The 23,915-nt window shown below is 42.7% G+C and carries 13 protein-coding genes; 4 read left to right on the forward strand and 9 right to left on the reverse strand.

Translation table 11 applies throughout. The features are described from left to right. Positions 1-66 precede the first annotated feature (66 nt). The 9 genes from HMPREF0671_RS01150 to HMPREF0671_RS01190 all read right to left on the reverse strand — a co-directional run bounded on the left by HMPREF0671_RS01150 (position 67) and on the right by HMPREF0671_RS01190 (position 18,376). Complete coding sequence (locus HMPREF0671_RS01150; RefSeq protein WP_036896268.1) at positions 67-1,755, reverse strand: RagB/SusD family nutrient uptake outer membrane protein; 1,689 nt, start codon at positions 1,753-1,755, stop codon at positions 67-69. 14 nt (positions 1,756-1,769) lie between these two features. Continuing rightward, positions 1,770-4,550 carry a SusC/RagA family TonB-linked outer membrane protein gene (locus HMPREF0671_RS01155; RefSeq protein WP_036896269.1) on the reverse strand — a complete coding sequence of 927 codons (2,781 nt, stop codon included), beginning with the start codon at positions 4,548-4,550 and terminating at the stop codon, positions 1,770-1,772. Between the two features lie 28 nt (positions 4,551-4,578). Then, the gene (locus HMPREF0671_RS01160; RefSeq protein WP_036896205.1) at positions 4,579-6,426 is read right to left on the reverse strand and encodes a RagB/SusD family nutrient uptake outer membrane protein; all 1,848 of its coding nucleotides are present in this window, start codon (positions 6,424-6,426) and stop codon (positions 4,579-4,581) included. 13 nt (positions 6,427-6,439) lie between these two features. After that, entirely contained in the window at positions 6,440-9,571 is a 3,132-nt protein-coding gene (locus tag HMPREF0671_RS01165; protein WP_036896206.1) for a TonB-dependent receptor, read from the reverse strand. Between the two features lie 474 nt (positions 9,572-10,045). Continuing rightward, on the reverse strand, positions 10,046-11,185 hold the full coding sequence (locus tag HMPREF0671_RS01170; protein WP_036896207.1) for a DUF1735 and LamG domain-containing protein: 1,140 nt from the start codon (positions 11,183-11,185) through the stop codon (positions 10,046-10,048). Between the two features lie 38 nt (positions 11,186-11,223). Next, entirely contained in the window at positions 11,224-12,351 is a 1,128-nt protein-coding gene (locus tag HMPREF0671_RS01175) for a glycoside hydrolase family 18 (protein ID WP_036896208.1), read from the reverse strand. Between the two features lie 21 nt (positions 12,352-12,372). After that, positions 12,373-13,998, reverse strand: a complete 1,626-nt coding sequence (locus HMPREF0671_RS01180; protein ID WP_036896209.1) for a RagB/SusD family nutrient uptake outer membrane protein — start codon at positions 13,996-13,998, stop codon at positions 12,373-12,375. Between the two features lie 16 nt (positions 13,999-14,014). After that, the gene (locus HMPREF0671_RS01185) at positions 14,015-17,314 is read right to left on the reverse strand and encodes a SusC/RagA family TonB-linked outer membrane protein (protein ID WP_369793910.1); all 3,300 of its coding nucleotides are present in this window, start codon (positions 17,312-17,314) and stop codon (positions 14,015-14,017) included. Positions 17,315-17,398: 84 nt separating this feature from the next. Continuing rightward, positions 17,399-18,376 (reverse strand): FecR family protein, encoded by a 978-nt coding sequence (locus HMPREF0671_RS01190; protein ID WP_036896272.1) that lies wholly within the window; start codon positions 18,374-18,376, stop codon positions 17,399-17,401. Between the two features lie 286 nt (positions 18,377-18,662). Between HMPREF0671_RS01190 and HMPREF0671_RS01195 the strand changes: the two genes are divergently transcribed. The 4 genes from HMPREF0671_RS01195 (at position 18,663) to HMPREF0671_RS01210 (ending at position 23,898) form a co-directional block, all read left to right on the forward strand. Then, on the forward strand, positions 18,663-19,283 hold the full coding sequence (locus HMPREF0671_RS01195) for an RNA polymerase sigma-70 factor (RefSeq protein ID WP_052052733.1): 621 nt from the start codon (positions 18,663-18,665) through the stop codon (positions 19,281-19,283). Between the two features lie 816 nt (positions 19,284-20,099). Beyond that, a complete protein-coding gene (locus HMPREF0671_RS01200) occupies positions 20,100-21,041 on the forward strand; it encodes a glycosyltransferase (RefSeq protein ID WP_052052735.1) in 942 nt (313 codons plus the stop codon). An 8-nt stretch (positions 21,042-21,049) separates the two neighbouring features. Next, positions 21,050-22,141, forward strand: coding sequence for a glycosyltransferase family 4 protein (locus tag HMPREF0671_RS01205; RefSeq protein ID WP_036896276.1), 1,092 nt, complete (start codon positions 21,050-21,052; stop codon positions 22,139-22,141). A gap of 215 nt (positions 22,142-22,356) precedes the next feature. Next, positions 22,357-23,898 carry a GH3 auxin-responsive promoter family protein gene (locus tag HMPREF0671_RS01210; protein ID WP_036896210.1) on the forward strand — a complete coding sequence of 514 codons (1,542 nt, stop codon included), beginning with the start codon at positions 22,357-22,359 and terminating at the stop codon, positions 23,896-23,898. Positions 23,899-23,915 lie beyond the last annotated feature (17 nt).

A 23,915-nucleotide genomic window follows, 5' to 3' on the forward strand; every position in this document is an offset into this window, starting at 1 on the left:
TATATAAAAAGAAATCGTGTGCCGATAGAAGTCGACACACGATATTTTTGACTATCAATAGTAAAGTTATTCCCAGCCGGGATTTTGCTTCAAGTTTCTATTCTTATAAAGCTCGGCATTGGCAAAAGGATAGAAATACAACTTATCTTGGATGTCATAGGTAGTCAAAGGCAGACGCTCGTAACTGAGTTTGCCGTCGCTACCCTTCTTAATCTCTACCTTATAGATGTTCTTCATCTCGTCGAGAGCCTTCCAACGACGCAAGTCCCAGAAACGTTGTCCCTCGAATGCGAACTCTACTCGGCGCTCATTGCGAAGTCGTTTGATGAAAGCTTCCTTCGTCATACCCTTGGGGAACTTAGGCATCTTGACTTCCGGACGCTGGCGAACCATATTGACAGCCTCGCAAGCCGATAGCGTAAAGCCGGCCGGAGTTGCGTCTGGCCCATAGGCTTCGGCTGCTGCTTCAGCATAATTGAGCAATATCTCGGCGTAACGCATTACTACCCAGTTGTGGTGGAAGTTTTTGGTTGTCTGTCCGGCTTCAAATGTTACCTTGTTATTTACGTACTTACGCAGATAGTAACCCGTGGTAGTGGCATTGAGGAGGGGCTGTCCGTTCTTTCCACCTATAAAAGTTTCGACAGCTTCTTTAGCTGGCCATTTATCACCATTACATACAATCGTCATCTTCATACGAGGGTCGCGACTCTTGTAAGGATTGGCTGCGTGCGCAGGATTATTCCAATCGAAGACATCGCCATTGGCCATCTCGTAGGCATCAACAAGATTCTCGGTGGGGCAAGTGTTACCATTACCCTTGTTCACACCAATAGGGAAGTTGTTCGACTCGAACGATGTGGTCTCACCACCGGGTACACACATGATGACTTCGCTGCTTTGGTTGTTGGTCGGACCAAATAGATTGTTATATTTACTATCAAGTTTGTAGCCGAATTCGGACGACTTGTCAATGACATCATAAGCCGCTTTGGCAGCATCTTCCCACCGCTTCACATCTTTATTAGGATTGAAGAGCGGACTGGCCAAATACAACGTTGCACGCGATTTGAGTGCCAATGCCGTACCTTTACTTACACGTTGCATGTTGGCAGCGGCTCCGGGAAGCGTGGTAACCTTAGCAGGTAACTTCTCAGCAACAGCCGTACATTCGTCGATAACGAACTTCAATATGCTCTCAGCATTGGTAGGTTTCACGGCAGAAGCTTCTTCGGCACTTAATGTCTTGGTGACAAGTGGCACATTACCGTAACGCTTGGCCAATTCAAAATAGTAGAAAGCACGCAGCAATCTTACCTCATGCTCATAATTCAGATAACTATTATAGGTGTCTTGGAAACCATCAGAGTTCTTCCAATCGTCGTATGTCAGTCCCAAACAGTTCTCCAAATAGAAGTTGGCATCGTGTATTGCCTGATAATAATCAGAGAAAACATCGTCGACAGTACGGTTTGCCGACCACGAACCATTAACGAAACGCTGCACATTAGCAGTGGGATAAACATGTATAGCATCGTCGGTTGCCGCATCTTGTAGGGCTCCTGAAAGGCCTGTCAGGCCATTTGGCAAGTAGGTATATACTTGTGTACAGAGCTGATACACGCGCGACGGGTCGTAGAGTATCTCATCTTTATCGTAGTAGGTCGACTCGCTTGTATCAAGAAAGTCGCAGCTTGTGAACGCTGTGGCAAAGAGCAAGCCTGCCATCAGCGTAGGGATATATCTTTTTTTCATAATCCTCATTGTCATTAGAATGTTAAGTTGAAACCGATAGCATAGCGACTCATCGATGGATGACCGGTACCCATATTCTCAGGATCCATCACTTTGATATGGTCGAGGCAGAATAAATCGTAGCCACGAACATAGACTTTGGCACCGTGAACACAGCGCAGAGACTTCAATTGACGTGCATTGAACTGGTAATAGAGTTCAAGTGTGCGCAGCTTGAAGAACGAACCATCCTGCACCCACAACGAGTTAGTGACGTAATTGTTGCTCGAACCTGTCGATGTGAGGCGTGGATACTTGGCCATCGGATTCTCGGCTGTCCAGCGATTATTGTAATATTCGGTCGAAACAGTGCGGTTGTTGTACAGCGGCCAATAGATGCTAGGCGTGCTGGCCAACACACTCCTGTTGCCAACACCTTGGAACATGGCGAAGAGACCGAATCCCTTATATTCCAAATTCAAGTCTACAGAGTAGTAGATTTCAGGGAAATTGCTATAACCTATGGCCATTTGGTCGTGAGCATCGATTACCTTGTCCCCATTAAGGTCTTTGTATTTCAAGTCGCCGGGGCGTACTTCAGACAGCGTCTGCTTGACACCGCGGTTGTCAATCTCGTCCTGATTCTGATAAATTCCCTCTACTACATAGCCGAAATACTGTCCCATGCGCCCGTTGGTACGGTAGAGATAGTCGTAAGGACGATACTCTTCGTTCTGCTGTACAATCTTGTTGCGTGTAAAGGTGAATGTTCCGCCAAACGAATACTTAAAGTCTCGGCTGCCATCTGTCCAATGAATGTCAGTCTCAATGCCCTTATTGTCAACTACACCAGCATTCTGTTTCGAGATAGGACTACCGAAGATAGACGATACTTTACCGTTGGCTCCAACGAGAATATCGGTACGATGATCGTAGAACAGGTCGAACGTAACAGCCAAATGACGGAAAGCGCGAAGGTCGAAACCTAGATTCCACTTGTGAGATTTTTCATAAGTAAGGTCGGTCATACCCACTTGTGTAAGCTTCAGACCACCATCTTTCTTCGGAGTCTTGCCGAAGAAGAAGCCTCCACCGTTACCATACATATCTATATATAGGTCGTTATTGAAGTCGGCAGCACCTGAAATACCATAGCTAGCACGCAGTTTCAAGAGGTCGATGGCAGTGTCTTTCATGAAATTTTCTTCAGAAATGAGCCATGCCGCACCCACTGATGGGAAGATACCCCAACGATGTCCGGGAGCAAGGATGCTCGAAGCAGAACCCGTCAACGACAAGTCGGCAATGTAGCGCTGCTTGTATGAGTAGTGTACTTGCCCCACGGCGTCGATGAAAGCATAAGAAGTATTCTGCCCCTTAGCCGTAAGTTTATCCATGGAATATTGCAATGTGCTCTTTAAAGCATGGTCGCCCCAAGTACGATCGAACTTAGCAAAGGCTCCAAGATAGAAGTGATTGCGCGACGAACCTACCGAACGGCTGAAACTAAGAGCTGTTTCGTTGCGTAGATTCTTATACGAATAGCTCTTATTTGTCCAATCATAATCGGTCTGTTCGTAACCATAATTGCGCGTGTTGCTGTCCCAATAAGAAGCCATATTATCCAATCCTACACGTACTCCCACCGACAAACCGGGCAAAAGTGCATCCAATCGATGCACAATATTCATGTCGGCATAGAGGTTTCGCTGCTGTGAACGAGCGTAACCGGTACCCGAAATCATGGCAACGGGGTTGGTTCCGATGTCTTTCGTACCTGCCCATATACCGTTCTCATTGCGAATAGGGAACGCACCGGCAGGCACATTATACAGCGCATTGAAAATATTGGCAATGCTGGCTCCGGGTCGATTGTGCTCAGAGAATGCTCCGAAGATATTCAATTGCAAGTCGGTATTACGATTCAAGTGAATATCCAAGTTGCTACGCACGTTAAGATTAGAGAACTTAAACTGCGTAGAATAACCGCCATTGTCGTTCACCGGCTTCAGAATACCATCGTCATAAAGGTAATTCAACTGCGTGAAATACTTCACAAACGAACCACCACCGGTCACAGAGAAGGTGGCATTGTGACCATTACTATAGTCACGTAGCGACTCGCCCCACCAATCTATATTGGGATACATGCCCGGAACGCTACCATTTTGGAACGCAGCCAGTTCGTCATCATTGTATCGTGGTGTGAGACCATCGCTTACTCTACCCTCGTTCAGAGCCTTGGCATAGGTGTAACTATCGACCAACTTCGGCGTACGGAAAGGCTTTGCCATGTTAAACTCGTACGAGAAGTTAATCACAGGTTTCCCTAAAAAGCCGCGTTTTGTCTTTACCAAGACCACTCCATTGGCTCCACGCATACCGTAGAGAGCCGTAGATGGAGCGTCTTTGAGAATGGTTACCGACTCAATCTCATCGACAGAAAGCTGTCCGGGGTCACGCTCGAAACCGTCAATCAACAACAATGGTGCATTTGCATTGAGCGTATTGCGACCTCGAATGGTCAATCCTGCAGAGGTCTCCCATGCAGTTCCTTGACTTTGCAACGATTGAAGACCGGGTATCAAACCATAGAATCCGTCACGAGGATTGATGCCTTTACGATGCGAGAGCATCTCTTTGGTAGTAAAGGCAGTTGCTGTGGTCGACTCCTTTAAGTCGAACGAGAGATTACGTCCGTACTCGATGGGATATGAATCCTTGCTACGCTGCAGACTATCGGTCTGTGTCTGAGCCTGCAAGGGAAGGGATAACGGCAGGGCTATCAAGCCTACCAGATATGTTTTGAATGTCATATTACTATTCGTTTTTGTTAGAATGGAATTACCAACCGGGATTCTGAACAAGTCCATATCCCTTGCTTACTTCTCTTGAGGGGAAAGCACTGAGGCACATACGAGGCTGCCATCCGGTCTTCCACCAACTACGTGAGTACTTGGTCAGTTTGAAGGGAACGCACTCATAAGCCCTTGTCTTCTTATGACGATACACATGCAAGCCGTGCAACTGCGTCTCGAAGACATCGTATTTTTTCCATCTGATGAGGTCGAAGAAGCGTACTTCCTCGTAAGCGAACTCTACAGCACGCTCGTGAAGGAGAGCTTCGCGGAACTCTTCCTGTGTCATGCCCGATTTCAATGGAGGCATATCGACACGCGCTCTTACCTTATTCACAGCCTCGTAAGCCTCCGGTGTGGGGCCACCATTGTATTCGTTGAGAGCCTCAGCATAGTTCAGATAAACCTCAGCTAGGCGTATGATAGGCCATTGTACGGGGCGGTTGTAAGCCGCGTTGTTGCGATCGAGACCCCATTTACGACATACCAATCCTGTAATGATACTTAGATTATGAATCCTTCCTTGACTCCAGTCCTTACCCTTCGGATATTCTTTCTTCGGGTCATTGGGCTTTGGCTCCACCATATCAGCTTTACGTCCATTGTAATCGTCACCATCAAGGATGAAATTTTCGTACAGACGAGGATCACGATTTTTGAAAGGAGCTTTCTTATGTTTCGGATTATCCCAATTAAACTTGGTTCCATCCTTCATTTCAAACATATCGAAGAACTCTTTGGTGGGGCAATATGCACCCCAACGAAGTCCTTGATCGAACGTCTTATTGTTCTTCAACATAAGAATATTACGACGCGATGAAATGAGCGTCTCAGTGTTGCCACGATCAAAGTAAGCACTGGTATAAGCGTCACGCACCGACTTAATGCCGGGATCGCCATTCTCTACAAGCTTATAATAACCATTTCCACCCTTTTTCAATTCATCGAAGAAAGTCTTACAAGCATCAGCTGCTTGTTTCCAACGATTCTTATCGTAATTACCAAACCACGTCATCTTCTTCTCAGAAGCCTCACCCTCGGCAAACGGTGTAGGACTGTTGAAGAGTGGACTAGCCACAAATAGCAGCACACGAGTCTTCAAAGCCATGGCTCCGGCCTTGGTAAATCGACCGTCCCAGTTGCCCAATTCATCGGCAGGAATACTCCATGGGAAGTCTTTATTGGCTATGACAGAATCTAGAAGCTTCACGATAAAGTCGACCGTCTCTTGCAAAGTAGCACGCTTAGGGAACTCCGCATCCTCAGAAGAGAGAGCATGGTCGATGATAGGCATAGCTCCGTAGTGGCGCAGCATGTGCGCATAAAGCACTGCCACCATCATATCTGCCTCTGATTTCATGCGAGATTTCTCCGCAGCATCCATATCGGGAACGCGGTCTACATTCTCTTTGAAGAGCCAAGCGTGGCGCACAGCCGTCCAAATACCAGCCCTTGTAAACTGCATCTTGGTCACTCTGCCATTATCATTTGTATTGTCTTCTATCGATGCATTATAGAGACCGGGATAATAAGTCTTCCCCAACGACGACCAACCGATATTATCAAAATTCAAATCAGTAAGTCCTTCGATAGTACTCAAACACATCTGCGTGCGTCGACCATTGGTCTCCATACCGTAAGGTAGGTTCTCATAGCAACGCCAAAGCACACGACGAGCATACTCAGCCTTGCCAAATATCGTATCGATAGTAACGTCTGTGCTAGGTGGTTTCTGCAAAAAATCGTTTCCAATAGCTAGGTCTTCGCACGAAGCGGCGAACCCTGAGAGTAGCAGAGTCGTAACGATTGCTGCTGTATGTTTAAATAGTTTCATGATTATTTCGTTTTTAGAATCCAACTCTTAAGCCAAAGTTAATAACCTTCATCAATGGATATGCCTTACCATCGGGATTAGCTTCGGGATCACTGACTTTCAGATTGTCGAATGTAAGCAAGTTGTATCCCGACAAAGCCACACGCAACGAGTTCAGACGAAGCGCTCTCGTAATGGTCTTGGGAAAACTATAACCCAGTTCGACGTTCTTCAATCTCAAGTAAGAAGCATTACGCAACCACAGACTTGAGTTCTGATAGTTGTGCGATTTGTTACGGATAGAGATGGCAGGAGCCTTTGCGCTGTTTCCCTTTTCGGGTGTCCAGGCATCGTCTACCATATATCTCATTAAACTATAGTTGTCCATTTCGCCGAACGGAGTGCGATAAACAGAGCTCAACATACGCGAAGTCTGGAATGCACCGGCAAATGTAACGCTCAAATCAAGCCCACGCCAAGAGAATCCCATGTTCACACCGAGGGTGTAGCGAGGATAAATAGAATAGCCGATGTCGCGAATATCCTTTTCGTTGATGACTCCATCACCATTCAAGTCCTTAAATATCACGTCGCCGACAAGAGGGATATAACCGCTACCTTGGTCGGCAATGGCACCCGGCTTGCCCTTATTAGCAGCATAGTCGGCCACATCTTTCTCGGTGAAGTAACCGTCAAACACATAACCGAAGTTCTGTCCGACAGGCTTTCCAGTCTGTTTCATCCACTCGTATTCATAGTTGATTTCATCTTTGAACACGATTTTGTTCTTTGCATACGAGAGATTAGCACCTATATGATACTTAAAATCCTTGAAACGGTCTTGCCAACGCACGCTCACTTCGTAGCCGTGGTTGTCTACCTTACCCAGATTGACTGTAGGAAGTTGTACTGCCAAGTATCCGGGAATCACTCCACGAGAAATCAAGATATTGGTACGATGCTCGGTGAAATAGTCGAAATTCAAGCTCAATCGGTCTTTGAAGAGTTTCATGTCGATACCGAAGTTTTGCTTTACGGCCGTTTCCCAAGTTACGTCGCGGTTACCTATCTTACCTTCAGAGGCACCCTTGACCGATGTACTGGTGTTCACACCAAAGCTATACTGTCCGTCGACGATCTTATAAGTATCGGGCAGATAGAGGAAACGAGAGTTATCGCTCGTAATATCGTTACCCACCTTACCGTAAGAAGCTCTCAGTTTGAGATAGCCTACAACCGGTTTCAACGGCTTGAAGAAATTCTCTTCAGATACAATCCAACCCAACGAACCGGCCGGGAAGAATCCGAATCGATGACCTTTGGCAAAGTTTTCGGAACCGTTATAGCCCACACTGAAGTCTACCAAGTACTTTGTCATGTAGTCGTATGTACCTCTTCCCACGAAACCGATGTAACCACGAGGGATACCTATGAAGTTTCCACCGGGATAATACTTCATCGTCTGGTTGTACATGGCAAGACCCGACACGTGGTGAGGACCAAAGTTGCGCTTGTAGTTCAACGCTCCTTCAATGTACCAGTTGCGCGATAAGCCGTCGGACTCTTTAAAATCAAGTTTCTGATAGCTGGTAACCAACTTCAAGTCGGGCTTTCCGTCGGCATCAAGTATCGACTCATAGAGTGGTTCGCGACCTTCGCGGCGCTTATAGATAGTTACACCACTATTATATGCACCTTTCAAATGTACAGTCAAACCTTTGGTCAGGAAATCCAACTTCTGCGAAAGTTTGAAGTCAAAGTTCAACACATTATTAGCTGTAGTGGCATAACCCTTACCATAATAAGTGTTCAATGCATCCTGAAGGTTACCGATGGGCAACATTCCAGAGCCGATACGAATACGCTTTCCGTCTACAATACCTGCACCACTGAAAGGAGGCGAAGCATAGATATAGCGGTAGAGTGAGTTAATATCCTTCGTAGTACCGTCGTTATAGCAAGGCTCCTGTCGGTTACCAAAATATCCACCGAGATTCACCTGCAACGCCGTTGTCTTCGTTACATTTACATCCAAGTTCACACGATAGTTGTAACGGTTGTAGTTGAAACCTTTATCGTTACGATTCTTGAATACCTTAAAGTGGCCATCCTGAGTGAAAGCACTCAACGATGCGAAGTATTTCACGCGGTCGGTACCACCAGATATATTAAAGTTATGTTGTGTTTGGAGCGATGCTTTGCGCACTAACATATCTACCCAATCTACATCCGGATGGGTAAGCGGACTGCTATGCGTGCGGAATTTCTCCAAATCGTCGGGCTTGAAGGCTAGCATATCCTCGCCCACACCGTCGTGTATCTGAGCTTGGTTGTACTGACTTGCCCACTCGTAGCTGTTTACAAATTCAGGCAAACGAGCCGGAATCTGCCATGCCAGAGACGTAGAGAAGTTCATTTTGGGGCTTTCTTTGCTACCACGCTTCGTTGTTACGAGGATAACACCATTAGCACCACGTACACCAAACACCGCTGTAGCCGACGCATCTTTCAATACTGTAATGTCGTCTACTTCGTTCGGGTCGATTTGAGAGAACGCTCTTTCCACACCATCAACCAATATCAACGGTTGAGAGAGTGATGTACTCAACGAACCTACACCACGAATGAACAGCGCGGCACCGTCGGCTCCGGGCTGACCGCTACTCTGGATACTGGCCAAACCGGAAATTTTACCGGCCAACGCGTTCGACAAACTGGCTACTGGTGTCTTCAACAATTCGCCTTGATTGACAGATGCGAGTGCACCGGTAACGGTAACCTTACGTGTAGTACCGTAGGCAATCACCTGAACATCGGCCAATGCCACGGCGTCTTCTCTTAGATTAATTTTTAAAGGTACATTGTTTTTCACGACAACGGTCCTTGTCTCATACCCTACACACGAGATTTCGATTTTCGAACCCGGTTTCGCTTTGAGTCGGAAGTTACCATTAGCGTCGGTCACAGTTCCCGATTTGGCTCCTACCACTCTCACCGTAGCTCCTACAATAGCTCCCATTTCGTCTGTCACAGTACCTCGAATCTCAGTTAACTGATCGTTTTGTGTGATGCTATTCACAGGTTTCGGTGATGCATTTGCAGCAGAAAAGGGTAGAAATCCCATTGATAGCATCAAGATGCTACATTGAAAAAATCGTCTTTTCATTAGATATATTGATAAATTTAAAATATGTTCCCAGTTCCACTTCAATTCAAATTGAGAGGCCTAAAAACAGGTATTAGACATAATCTTTTTTGCAAATATAATAACCTAATACATATATTATATACCAATATCGTACAATAAAATACCAATATCGTACAAAACCGCATTCTCACAATGGTTTACACACTATAAATAATCATATTTTTTACAAAATATAGTACACAGTTATACTCTTCGGAAAGATGCTAACATCGTTATAAAAGGAGCGAAAATACGTATAATGAAGATAAAAACACCTTTCTAAAATACGAAAGTATGTAACATTTAAAAACGATAAAAGGGAGCAATCATACTATTGATTACTCCCCCCTTAAGATTATGAAATCGTTCAGTACACCATATTAATATCCTTATACTGATATGACTTACTTTGCTAGTTAACGTGAGTTCGATGAACCCACGTTAACCGATATACTACTTAATATTGATTGGTTCGGGCAAAGTTGCAATGTTTATTGAATTAGCTCTCATTTCACCTCTGATACCTTTGGCTTTATCGTATATCTCATTGCCTTCAGTCTTATCAGTACCATCAAGTTTGTAATAGAGTTCTAAGCCCTCACTCTTCGGATCAACACCTAGCATATGTTGTTTGATGTCGTTCTCACTACGAGCCACACTCCATACACGAACCTCACTCATATAGCCATAGAATGGACGGTCTCCCCATGGGAATCCTACCAACATACCAATTTGGAAGCCATAATCAGCATTCGGACTAAAGCCTTGGAAATCACTTTGTTGTTCAGCCCACTTTACACCATTCTTATACATAACGGTCTTACCGCTGCTTACATCGTAGGTTACAGCTAGATGATACCACTGCTTAGACTGCAATTTCTCAGGAGCTTCATACTTAATCTTTCCTGCTATCTGAGCTACACCGGCAGCAATACCACCACCAATATCTCCGACACGGAAGATTGAGAATCCTTCGCAACCCATAATGGTGTTCTCATACCAACCGGTAGCATAAACGAGTGCCTCATAGGTAAACGACTTCAAGTATGCACTGGCTGGGAACATGACGGTTATATTACTTCTTCTAAATTCTCCAACTTTTGTAATACGTATAGGATTAGAGATTACAATGTATTCTATATTGTTACCTTCTATAACAGGCATATTACTCGAACTGAGTTTGATAGGAATAACGTACGATGTGCCTTCTTTCAGTTTGTCGAGGTTGCTAAGCGATAACATGACCTTGTCTGCTGACAAATCTCCCTTGACTATCTTAGCCTTGCTAACTTCCAATTTTACATTTTCAGCATTAAGTGCCATGTGTTTGGTAGCTCCCTTAGCATTAAAATCACTGATAAGCGATGTATCTCCAAGTTCATATGAAACCTCTACGTCGTCAGAATGAACTTTCGATAAGCGAGCACTAATCTCTATGTTGAGTGTAGGCTGACCGTCGAGCGTTACTTGATGTTCTTGCTCTGGAAAGTACACTTTAGTTTCGAGCAAGTCGGCTTCGCTTTCGTTGTTGCACGCTGTAAAGAGCAATGCTCCCAATGCGAACGCCATATATCCGAAAATATGTTTATTCATAATTCTCATTGTTTTTAATCATTAAACTATTAAGACATTTACTTGCCTTCAGTCCCAGCTTCTTCGGCCTTCCTTTTTTGGAATACCTCTTGGTTTATCTGAATAGCGCGACGCATCCACTTATAGTTAGGCATGTTGTCGTAATCATTGTCGAAGCGATAAGCTCCGAATCCACCCTTGTATCCTTTGTCCGGCATTAGCGCAGCATGACGCAATAATAACCCACCATGCTCAAAGTTCTTTTCAAAGTTCTCGGTAAGAATAAACTTCTTAGAATCTACACGCAAGTGATTAATAGATGGGAAACGACCATAGGTTTGAGCTATCCAATAGTCGATATAGGGATCAAGTTCACCCTTAAAAGCAATTTCATCACCATCGTAGCAAAGCAGTTTATGTCCCTTACCTTCGGGGTCGCTATTCGGTCCAATTCGTTCACCCATCTTCTTGATAAGATAAATAACATGCTCATCAGTTTGACATGTACCATCAAGGTCAAATGTTCCGGAACCCGGTTCCCAGTCAATATCGTACCCATCCCAATCGTTTGCAATGAGCGAGTCTACCAAAGCATTGGCATACTTATCCAAACATTCGTAGTGGTTCTTCGTTTCTGGTACGCCTTCATAGCCCCAGAACTTCCAACGAGCCTTAACATATGCATCGGTTAAACGTTGCTTGTTCTCAAACCAACCTTCTGCTGTAGCTTTCTTATCCACCTCATCGTATACAGATTGTGGGGTTCTACCTTTACCAATATATCCTATCAAACAAACTTCTAAAAGCTTAGTACCTTTTACCTTCTGCACAAATTCTTTATCGGCTTTCTGCTGTGGAGTTATCTCAAAGCGGTTGGGAGCACCACTCCACATAGATACAATATCCATACTATCTGGCATAGAAGCCAAATAACCATGGCGACCCACACCGGCAGGCATCCAACTTGAGAACCATCCGAATGCTACGGGGCGCCCGTAGTTCATGGCTTGTTTTTTATATTCACGCAGATTCGCGTAGTATTCTTCGCTCTTTTCGTTGTTCATGGTATTGTATCCACCTATGTGGTCGAACGGTTTATTCTCCACCTCGATCATATCAGCGCATGAACTTAAACCAATTCCTGCTACGAAAGCTAGAAACAGTGTATAATATTTAAAGTTTTTCATTGTTCTTACGTTGTAGTTTAATTAATTATTTAAGCAATCCCACCATAGCGGAGTTCCGCCATTATCTGGACCTTTCAGCATTTGACGAGCTTTTTCCAAGTTCTCTAAGTCTTCTTTTGAAGAAGATGCTTGAGTAGGATACTGAAGACGACGTATGCCCTTTTGGCTGTCTATAAGCCCATTACTACGATTCTTATATACTCGATGTAGCTTCGGATAGCCTGTACGGCGAACCTCACTCCATGCTTCCATACCATTAGGATAAAGTGCAATCCATTTCTGAATCATAATCTTCTCCATCTTTCTATTCTGATTACCACCGTATTCAACGGTAGCTGTGGTAGGTTGTTTATAGTGCGCATCAATGTATGGATCTAACATTTCGAGTTCAAAACCAATAGGTTGTTTATCCGAATAGATGTAATCGTTTATCTTTCCTTCATCTACTCCATTCTCTTTAAACGACATAAGAATACCCTTGTAGTAAAGATTTTCATCTGTGTCTCCCATATCCCAATGCCTTAAAGCACCCTCTGCACGCAGGAAGTAAACTTCAGAAGCACGCATCCAATAGGTAGGAGAATTCTTTGCTATATTAGGCACAGAGAACGACTTATATGTATCATTATTCTTGCTTATTGTACCGGGAGGCAATGCTGCATATTTACCATAAGTACCTAGAGGCTGCGCCTTTGACCAAGAAGATTGTTGGAAGTAGGCAGGCAGACGTGGATCTTCGTATCCACCCATATAAGCATACATGGCAGAACCCATGCGTGCTTCACCATATTGGTTGGCAAATGTTTCAATATTGTTCACAAAAACAAGGCCTGCACCTTTTTCCATCTTGGCTTCATCATCCATATTTTGCATTACCGAATAAGGATTCTTAATAGCCATTTCGGCATATTTCTTAGCCTTAGCTTCGTCTATATTACTAATACGCATAGCCAAACGGAGCATGAGCGAGTTAGCATAACGAGTCCATTTAACAGCGTCACCACCGTAAACAGCATCATACTCTTGCATCACCTTAATACCTTGGTCGGCCTGCTTGGCCATGATAGCAATTGCTTCGTTAAGGTCGTCAAAGAAGTATTGATATACATCCTTTTGGCTGTCAAAAGGAACTACAAGCTTATCTTCACCGGCTTCTTTGTAAGGAATAGGACCAAACATGTCAGTAGCCTTGTGCCAAGCCGATATTTTTAATATCTGTGCCAATGCAAAGAGTTCAGGTCTATTGCTGTCTTTCGATTTTCTCTTCAATTCTTTCCACAACGGAATCACCTTCGAATACGATTCGCGGAAAGAAGTGGAAATCCAATCTTCAACCAAAGAATATGTAGTATTATTCCTACCACCAACCCAGTTATTATTCTCTCCAAAATAGCCACTATATACGTCAGCCGACAAGTGATAGGCTCTTTGGTAGTTGTTTATAATCTCAGTTTTATCGTTAATGGTACCTACAGGAGTTACCTGCTTCTGCAAAGCCGTAAGCGGAGCGCCGGCATACAGACCGTCGGTAAGCAATTCCTTATCGGTTATTTCTTGTTGATTTGTGTTTACTTCTTCGAAGCTACAAGCTGTTAAAGCACTTGCGGCAAAGAGCAGACACAAACTTTTGAATGTTATATGTTTCATGATTATATGTTATCTATTAGAATTTAAACTTAAGACCAACACCGAAGCTGCGTAGGCTGGGCTGCATAAAGTAGTCGTTACCCTGACCGTAAGTTCCGGTAGAAGCAGTTAATTCGGGATCGAAAGGCGCCTTACAGTAAATCATCCAAAGGTTATGGGCGTTCAAAGAGAAAGTTACATCCTTTACCACATTGCCAAACCAGCGTGAAGGCAAGGTATAACTGAGAGACAAGTCCTGCAAGCGTACGTTGGTAGCGCTATAGGTATAGAAACCTGCCAAAGCTGTCTCGCCTGTACCAACAGTAGCATAATAATTCTTAGCATCTACTAATCCTTGATTCGGGATAATAACGCCACCTGCGTCACGAGCATCGGCCGAAGCCTTAGAAACACCGAAACGATCCATAATAGCTTGTGTAGATGAGGTCACTACACCACCAAAACGACCATTGAACAAGAAGCTTAATGCCAAACTCTTATAACGAATGGTGTTGTTCCAACCCATAGTGAAGTCGGGAGTAGTCTTACCCAAATAGATGGGATCTACCGTTTCTACACCATAACTTCCAGAAGGACTAACGTTTACGAAGCCTTGGTTGTCTTTAGCCAACACCTTGCGAGCATAGATGTCATTGATAGAACCGCCCACTTTAAGTATTACTCGTCCATTGTCTTTGTTTACTTCAGGAATAGAAATGGGGTCAGGGCTCAATGGATGTTTGTAGTCTTTCACCATTTCCTTAATCTCGTTGATGTTTTTAGAGAATGTAAAGTTGGTTGAAACGCCTACATCTCCAAACTCATCATTGTATCCTAAGCTAAACTCAACACCACGGTTTTCTACGTTACCTGCCTGTAGATAAGCCTGCTTGTAACCGCTACTCTCAGGCAAAGTTCCGATAAAAGTCTGGTTGAAAGTATTCGACTTGTAATATGTGAAATCTAAGTTCAAACGCTTGAAGAGTTTCATGGTTAAACCAAACTCGTGCGAACGTGTACGCTCAGCCTTGTAATCAGTAAACGGATAGATGCCTGTAGGCTTCATGCTACCACCTACCAATGGTGTGGTAATAGTACCCGGAGTCATACCCGAACGTGAGACCGGTGCACCTACTTCGGTGAACGAACCACGTACCTTCAAGTAAGAAATGAATTCAGGAAGTTTCACCATCTCCGAAACGATGAGCGAAAGACCTACCGATGGATAGAAGAATGATTCTTCAGAAGAGTTTACCAAACGAGAGTTCCAGTCGTTACGGCCGGTAAGTGTCAGGTAAACCATGCTCTTATAACCCAACTCGGCGCTGGCAAACATGGCCACATTGCGAATATTAGTTTGGCCTCCATCTTCGCTTATAGAAGCATCGGTGGGGTCGATATTCTGCAAAGTAAACTTGTTGGGAACGAGAATGAGGTTACCACCATATCCACGTGAGATAGAAGAGAAGTCTGAATAGCTATAACCTAAGTTGGCTGCGAGTGAGAAATCACCAAACCTCTTGTTGATATTAGCCATGAAATCAATATACGTTTGATGGTCTTGATAGTTGGAATAACTATAGAATCCCTTACGCTTTGCAAATATATTATAAGTGGTAGCATACAATTTACGTTCGCTGGTAATAAATGTATTATCGTAACGAATACGTGATGCCAAACTTAACCAATCGGTAACTTTATAAGTTAAACCGGCATTGAACATGTAGCGATCTTTATTATTGGGAGCCAAATTGCGGTATGCTGTCCAATAAGGGTTCTGGTTTGCAAATGTTCCTTCGAGTAATGGCCAGTACTGTACAGGGATGTTACGTCCTCCATCGAGGCGCTCGAATGTCTTGATAGCTTCAAAGTTTTCGCCACGAGGGAAAAGATAAGCAGCTACAATTGGATTCCAATATTCACCCTGCGACACCATATTATTATCTTTCTGCTTGATGTATGATGCACCCAAGTCGAGTGTCAACTTATCTTGCAACAGATGCGAAGTATTACGAACACTAAAGTTATAACGGTCGTAAGTGTTGTTTGGAACAATACCCTTTGCATTGGTAGATGCCATAGAAGCAAAGGTTTGGTTATATTTGTTACCTGTTGTAAGGGTAACAGCATTGATAAAGTTAGTCCCGGTACGGAAGAAATCTTTCTTTGGGTCGTAACTTGAAGGTGTTTTCAACTTCTCACCCCAGCTGTCAAATGACCCCGGCTTGTTACCATAGGTATTTTGGAATTCCGGCATACGGAACGGATTGCTGAACTCAGCCGATGAAGAGAATGCAACAGAGAGCTTTCCTTCAGTACCCTTTTTGGTGGTAATAAGAATAGCACCATTAGCAGCATTACTACCATAGAGGGCTGCTGCCGAAGGACCTGACAATACAGAGATACTCTCAATATCCTCTGGGTTGAAGTCGGCAATACCCTCGGAGCCTACACGACCTTCACCCTTGATACCGCTATCGGTACCACCACTGTAGTTAAACAATGGAATACCGTCAATCACATAAAGTACATTGTTGTCACCATCGATAGATTTGGCACCACGCATAATAACGCGTGTTGCTCCACCCACACCACTGGCGCTCTTAGTAATGTTTACACCTGCAACCTTACCATTGAGAGAATTGATAAAGTTAGCATCTTTATTACGAGTCAACTCGTTGCTGTTCACCTGCTGAACATTGTAACTCAATGCTTTCTGCTCACGCTTGATACCGAGCGCGGTCACTACTACTTCATTGAGCACTCGCTCATCTTGCTTCATGCTAATAACGGTATTGCTCTTATTAGCAGCAATCTCACGAGTGGCATAACCTAGATATGAAACTTCCAATGTGCTATGGCTGTCGGCTTGAATAGAAAAGTTTCCATCCATATCCGATACTGTAGCCACATTTGTACCTTTCACTCTGATAGTAGCACCGATAATGGGTTGTCCAGATTCGTCAAGCACTTGACCTTTTACTGTTTTCTTGTCGCCTTTACCAACTACATTCTTACCGTTTTGTCCTACAACTCTCTTGTGTACCGTAATGAGATTCTTATCAATCTCATAGTCTACATCGCGGCCTAACACACGATTAAGAACTTCGCGTACAGGAGTTGATTTGAAAGTGGCCGTTACTTTACGTTCGGCATCCACTTCGTCGGCATTGTACATCACTGACATCTTTGTTTGCCGTTCAATCTCTTTCAGTACATTGCGTAACGACTCGTTCCGGAATGTCTTCGTGACATGCTGAGCGGCCATAGCCATCGTGCTGAAACAGAATACGACAAACAAGAAAATTCGTAGCATACTGCTTTGCTTTACTTTCATAGTGTTTTACATTTTTTTAGTTAATTATAAATTGATATATAGATTGTTTCTATCATTATGGTATTCGATTATGTTTGATATACATTATCGTGCATGAATATAGAGTTCTTTACCATTACGTTTGATTTTAATAGGCGCAATACGCTCTAGGGCAGCAGTTACATCATCGATCGTTTCTTTGTTTCTAAGCGACACAGTGATACGCGTGTCCCTAACACTCTGTGATGCGATACTGATGTTTACGGCATACTGACGTGATAATACACGCGCTAAATCGTCCAATCTGATGGATTCATACTCCATCTTATTGTCCACCCATGCATGCATATCACTTCGGTACGCACCTTTGGTTAATCTACCTGTCGTCCGATCAAAGCTTACCATTTCACCGGGTATCAAGTCCATCTGTTCTGTAGGGTTCTTTATTTCCACCTTTCCTTGTATCAAGGCCGTGGTTATTAGATTATCGCTTTTATAAGCAGAGATATTAAATTTGGTTCCTTTCACTACAATATCATAGCCTTGTGTCTTGACAGTAAATTCCTCATCACCCTGTTTCTTTACATGGAAATATCCTTCACCTTCCAACAATTCTACACTACGGTTCTTACGATTAAAGTCGGAAGAATATCTTAAAACAGAACCAGCATTCAACCATACTTCCGATCCATCGGGCAATGTCATTCTACTTTTACTTCCCATCTCAGTGGAGAAAGTATAATAGTCGACCTCTTGATGATTTGAAACAATCCATGTTGCCGTAGCACTCAGCACCATCAGTACAAGGATGGCCGCTGCTGCACGTAAGTATTTCCAAATATATACACGTTTCCTTTGGTTTTCCTCATGTTCTTGGATACCTTCCAACACCTCGTTCCAAGCTTGACGTGTCTCGTCAGTAGTCTTATTAGCGGCAATCCATTCCTCTTCCCATTGGTCAAATTTTGCACGATTGTCGGTATCAAGATTAATCCAATCGAAGAGATCCTTCTCCTCATTATAGGTGATTGTTCCATCAAAAAACTTGATGGCAACAGCGTATATATAATCTATTGTATTCATCTTTTTCTTGGTAAATTCAAACATATAACACGCAACTCTCCATTTTACCCACCCCCTTTCCTACTTTTTTTCAAAAAACAGCAAAATAATTGAATAACGGACTCTTTTTTATTTAGCTTTATAATAAATATTATCTTATTCCGAAAAGCAAAACATGCTATTTATTTTGACTTTCCATTCGTTTGCATTACCTTTGTAGAAGTTAAGCTACACTCGGCAATTTGAAAGTAAACTTTCATTGCACTCATTTGCATTATCTTTGTAGATATTAATAATCAATAAACCATTGATACAAGAAAGGGCAAACCTACAACTACTATTAGAGAATATTAAAGACGGGCATATCAATTCATACGAACGTGTATTCCACATGTATTATCCTCGTCTCAAAGCTTATGCCATGCATTTTATTCTCGATGCCGATGAAGCACAAGATATAGTACAGGAGTGTTTTATCACATTGTGGGAACGTCGCAAACTACTGATAACAACCTCTTTGTCATCTCTTCTTTTTGTTATGGTGCGCAACCGATGTTTCAACCATCTTCGTCATGAGGCACTTATCAGCCGTTTCCCTTCTACTCATATACCTGAATCTCCGGGTAGTGAAGCTCTCTACCAATTGAATCTTATCAATGATGCCGAACACGAATTGCTCTATAATGAATTGCGTAGACAAATAGATGATGTGCTAGACACACTCCCCGAACGTTCAAAACAAATCTTTACGATGAGCCGACTTGAAGGTATGAAAAATAGAGAAATAGCCGAACAACTCGGTATCTCTATTAAAGTGGTGGAACGACATATCAGTCGTGCCCTCTCAACCTTTAAAGATTTTGCTTCTAATCAACCCGATATTGCCCTTATCTTATCCTTTATGATTTGGGGATATGGTAATTATTGAATTACTGCAAAGACTTCCCACCATCGCTGCATCGTCTCTTCAGCATTGCTGAATGGGCGGGGCAGTAAGGCTGAAAAGGCGCTGCAATAACCCCACCCCTCCCTCCCCTTTTGGGGAGGGGAAATAAAAAGGGAAATAGGAGTTAAGTTTTTGAATTGATAAGTTTTTTATTTATAGGACTGAAAAGCGCCATTTCTATCTCCCTCTCCCTTTGGAGAACCATCGGTCATCGACCGAATTGTCGTTGTCGGCTGATCCGGTGCGACAGAAAATGAGGGAGATAATGGCTGGTGTGGGGCTTCTGTAGGGATGCGACATGTCGCGTCCTTACGATTAATATTATATCATCAGACAATTTCAATATATGGGAACGAATACCATATATTTGTCTGAATAATAGCCTATTCATAGCTCATTACGGATTTATCAACAATCTGTTGAAAACTCTGTGGATAACTCATCTAATAATTCAAGGATAACTATGTGGATATCCACATCCTATTTAGTAGTCCCATTAAATCGTGGATATCCACATGTTTATCACGGTGATTTCAGTAAGTTTTCCACAGATATACGCCGAAAAAAGATATAAACTTATTAACTTTGTACGTAAATCAATAGTTTTATGGAAAACTATCGTAATATATTGATTATCAAAGAAAAGATATAAAACTATCTGTGTATAACCTTATGTAAAAGGTTGATAAGCAAAATAGCAAAAAATAAGGATAAAAGTTATCAACTTATCCACGCTATATCATACTCTTCATTTTCTCTTTTTTAAAAAGAAAGAAAAGGAAATATTATAATAAAGTTGTGTTGGAAAAGTCGACAAAAACAAATATCGAGTTAAGTGTCATTGTTCCTGTGTACAATGTGGAAGATACTTTAAATCGTTGTCTGGAAAGTATTGCCGGACAACAGATACTTGCTATGGAGATTATTTTGGTTGACGATGGATCTACAGACGGTTCGGCCGATATCTGTCATCAATGGAAGGAAAAGGATGATCGAGTCGTTGTGGTGCATCAATCAAATGCTGGACTGAGTGCAGCTCGTAATGTCGGCATCGCAATAGCGCATGGTCGGTATATTACTTTTGTCGATTCCGACGATGTAGTAAGCGATCATACTTATTCTCAATTGCTCAATATACTCGCGCAGCATGCTGAATACGATATGTTGGAATATCCTGTGTCGCTACATCATGATAGTGATGACCAATGTGTATTATCATTTCAAGAGGCTGTTTATACCGATATGACGATGTATTGGTTTCAGACCGAAGCTTATCGACATGCTTATGCGTGGAATAAGATATATAGAAAAAGTTTGTTTGATGATGTCAAGTATCCTGTAGGTAGATTGTTTGAAGATATCTATACATTACCTATTCTATTAAAGAAAGCATCGTGCGTGGCTACCACTTCACAAGGTTTGTATGGTTACCATGATAATCCGAAGGGATTAACAGCATTGGCTGACGGAGCTGCTTATGAAGCATTGCTCGATGCCCAACTAAATGTTTTCAATGGTTTAGTGAATTATAAAGACTCAGAAGCATTGAGCCGTTATTATCTACACCTATTAAATATACAGATAACCGTGTGCCGGTTGACTGGTAAGCAGCCTATCCTTCTTGATTATCGAGCAAAGGTTTTGAATGAATTCAATTGGATAGGAAAGTTGAAAATAGTTTTGTTGCGCTTGTTGGGAATCAAATTTGTATGTAGATTGTTTAGTATTGTGAAGGTATGAAGCAAAAAATGAAAATACTTCTTATTGGTGAATACAGTAATGTTCACAATACATTGGCTCACGGATTGAGAGCTTTGGGACATGAGGTTACGGTCATGAGTGATGGTAATAATTGGAGAGATTATCCACGCGATATTGATATAACACGTCGACCGGGTAAATGGGGTACATTATGTTATATATTCAGACTGCTCAGTTTGTTACCTAAAATGCGTGGATATGATGTAGTACAACTGATAAATCCTGACTTTTTAGAATTGAAGGCAGAACGAATATTTCTGTTTTATCGCTATTTACGCAAATATAATAGGAAGATTTTCCTCGGTGCTTACGGCAATGACTATTACTGGGTGAACACTTGTTGTACCACGATGCCGCTTCGTTACAGTGATTTCAATATGGGAAAAGAACTTCGAAATACCAAAGATGCCCTCAAATTCAAAGAAGAATGGCTTGGAACGGAGAAGGGACTACTCAATAAAATGATTGCCGATGATTGCGATGGTATCATTGCCGGACTGTATGAGTATTGGGTTTGCTATTATCCGGAGTTCCCAAAGAAGACTACATTTATCCCTTTTCCAATTGTACCTTTGGAAAATGAGCCTGATTATACGGTTCATGAACCGCTTAAATTGTTCATAGGTATTGACCGAAAACGTTCGGAATATAAAGGAACAGATATCATGTTGCGGGCAGCAAAGGCAGTCAAGGAGCGTTATCCCAATCAAGTGGAACTACAGATAGCAGAAGATTTGTCTTTTAAGGAGTATCGGAAGCGAATGGATGGCAGTGATGTGATTCTTGATCAACTATATAGTTACACACCTTCGATGAATCCACTGGAAGCCATGAAGAAAGGTATTGTCTGTGTGGGAGGTGGAGAACCTGAGAATTATAAGATATTGAACGAAGAGGAATTGCGTCCCATCATCAATGTATTGCCTAATTATGAGAGTGTGTACGAGGCCTTGGAACAACTCGTTTTGCATCCTGAACGTATCTCACAATTAAAACGAGAAAGCGTGATATATGTGTGTCGACACCATGATTATATCAAGGTGGCACGGCAATATGAGGATTTTTTTCTTAGGAATTAGTGGGAGTTAAGAAGTTAGGAAATTAAGCCAAATGCTTATAAACATGGTATTAAATCATACAAGAATATCAAAGACTCTATACATTTGGCTTAACTCTCTAACTCCTTTATTCCTTAACTTCTGATAATCTCCACTCTTTATTAAATTAAGTGAATTGTCCCTATATTCCAAAAGTTTGGGGTAAATTTGCAATTTAAACCGAGAACTATCCAATCATGAGTTTAACAAGTATTGTAGGAAAGTTTTTTCTTCCACGTCAAAAATCTTTGGAACTTCATCAAGAGCGAGGTATGGATTTGCAACATGCAGTGTTGCAACAACTACTTCATCATGGTAAGGACACGGAATATGGACGGAAACATTTACTCAATCATACCCATACATACGAAGAATTTATAAAAAACGTACCGGTCAATACGTACGAAGATCTGAAAGAAGACATCGATCGGATGCGTCATGGAGAACCCGATGTGTTGTGGCCGGGTACAGTGAAATGGTATGCCAAGTCGTCGGGAACAACCAACGATAAAAGTAAATTCATCCCGGTGTCGTCTAACGGACTACACAGAATACACTATCAAGGGGGAAAAGATGTTGTAGCGTTGTATCTACGCAATAATCCCAATAGTCGATTATTTGATGGTAAGAGCTTGATTCTCGGTGGTAGTCACTCGCCAAACTACAACCTGCCCGGTTCGATGGTGGGCGATTTGAGTGCTATCTTGATAGAAAATATCAACCCATTTGCTAACTTGGTGCGTGTACCAAAGAAGCAAACGGCCCTATTAAGCGACTTTGAAGTGAAGCGCGACCGTATAGCTCGTGAGACATTCAACAAGAATGTTACCAATATATCAGGTGTTCCATCGTGGATGTTGAGTGTGTTGGTGCGTGTCATGGAGTTGAGTGGAAAGAAGTATCTAGAAGAGGTATGGCCTAATTTGGAGGTGTTCTTCCATGGAGGTATTGCTTTTACGCCTTACCGTTCGCAGTATGAACAATTGATAACATCGCCCGGTATGCACTATATGGAGACGTATAATGCCAGCGAAGGATTCTTTGGTATACAAGATAATCTACAGGATAAGTCGATGTTGTTAATGCTTGACTACGACGTTTTCTATGAGTTTATGCCAATGGATGAATTTGGTAGCGATAATCCTACAATTGTTCCGCTCGAAGGAATAGAAGTTGGGAAGAATTATGCTATGCTTATTAGTACCTCGTGTGGACTGTGGCGATATATGATAGGCGACACGGTGAGTTTCACAAGTAAGAATCCTTATAAGTTTGTTATCACCGGACGAACGAAGTATTTCATTAATGCTTTCGGCGAAGAACTCATCATGGACAATGCCGAAAAGGGTTTGGCGTATGCTTGTGAGCAAACCGGAGCAGAGGTATCTGAATATACTGCTGCTCCCGTATTCATGGATAGTCGGGCTAAGTGTTGTCATCAATGGGTGATAGAGTTTGCCAAAGAGCCGACCGACTTAAACAAATTTGGCGATTTGCTTGACCAAAAGTTGCAGGAACTCAATAGCGATTACGAGGCAAAGCGTTTCCACGACATCACACTACAACACTTGGAAATAGTGAAAGCACGTCCGAATTTATTCAACGACTGGTTGAAATCGAAGGGTAAGATGGGTGGGCAACATAAGGTTCCACGCCTCAGTAACACGCGAAAGTTTATAGACGAGATACTTGAAATACAAAATTCATCGGTCTACGATGCTGCTTCAAAGGTACAGTAAGAATAAGCAAAACCGGC

It is taken from the genome of Prevotella sp. S7 MS 2 (assembly GCF_000762865.1).
GTDB lineage: Bacteria > Bacteroidota > Bacteroidia > Bacteroidales > Bacteroidaceae > Prevotella.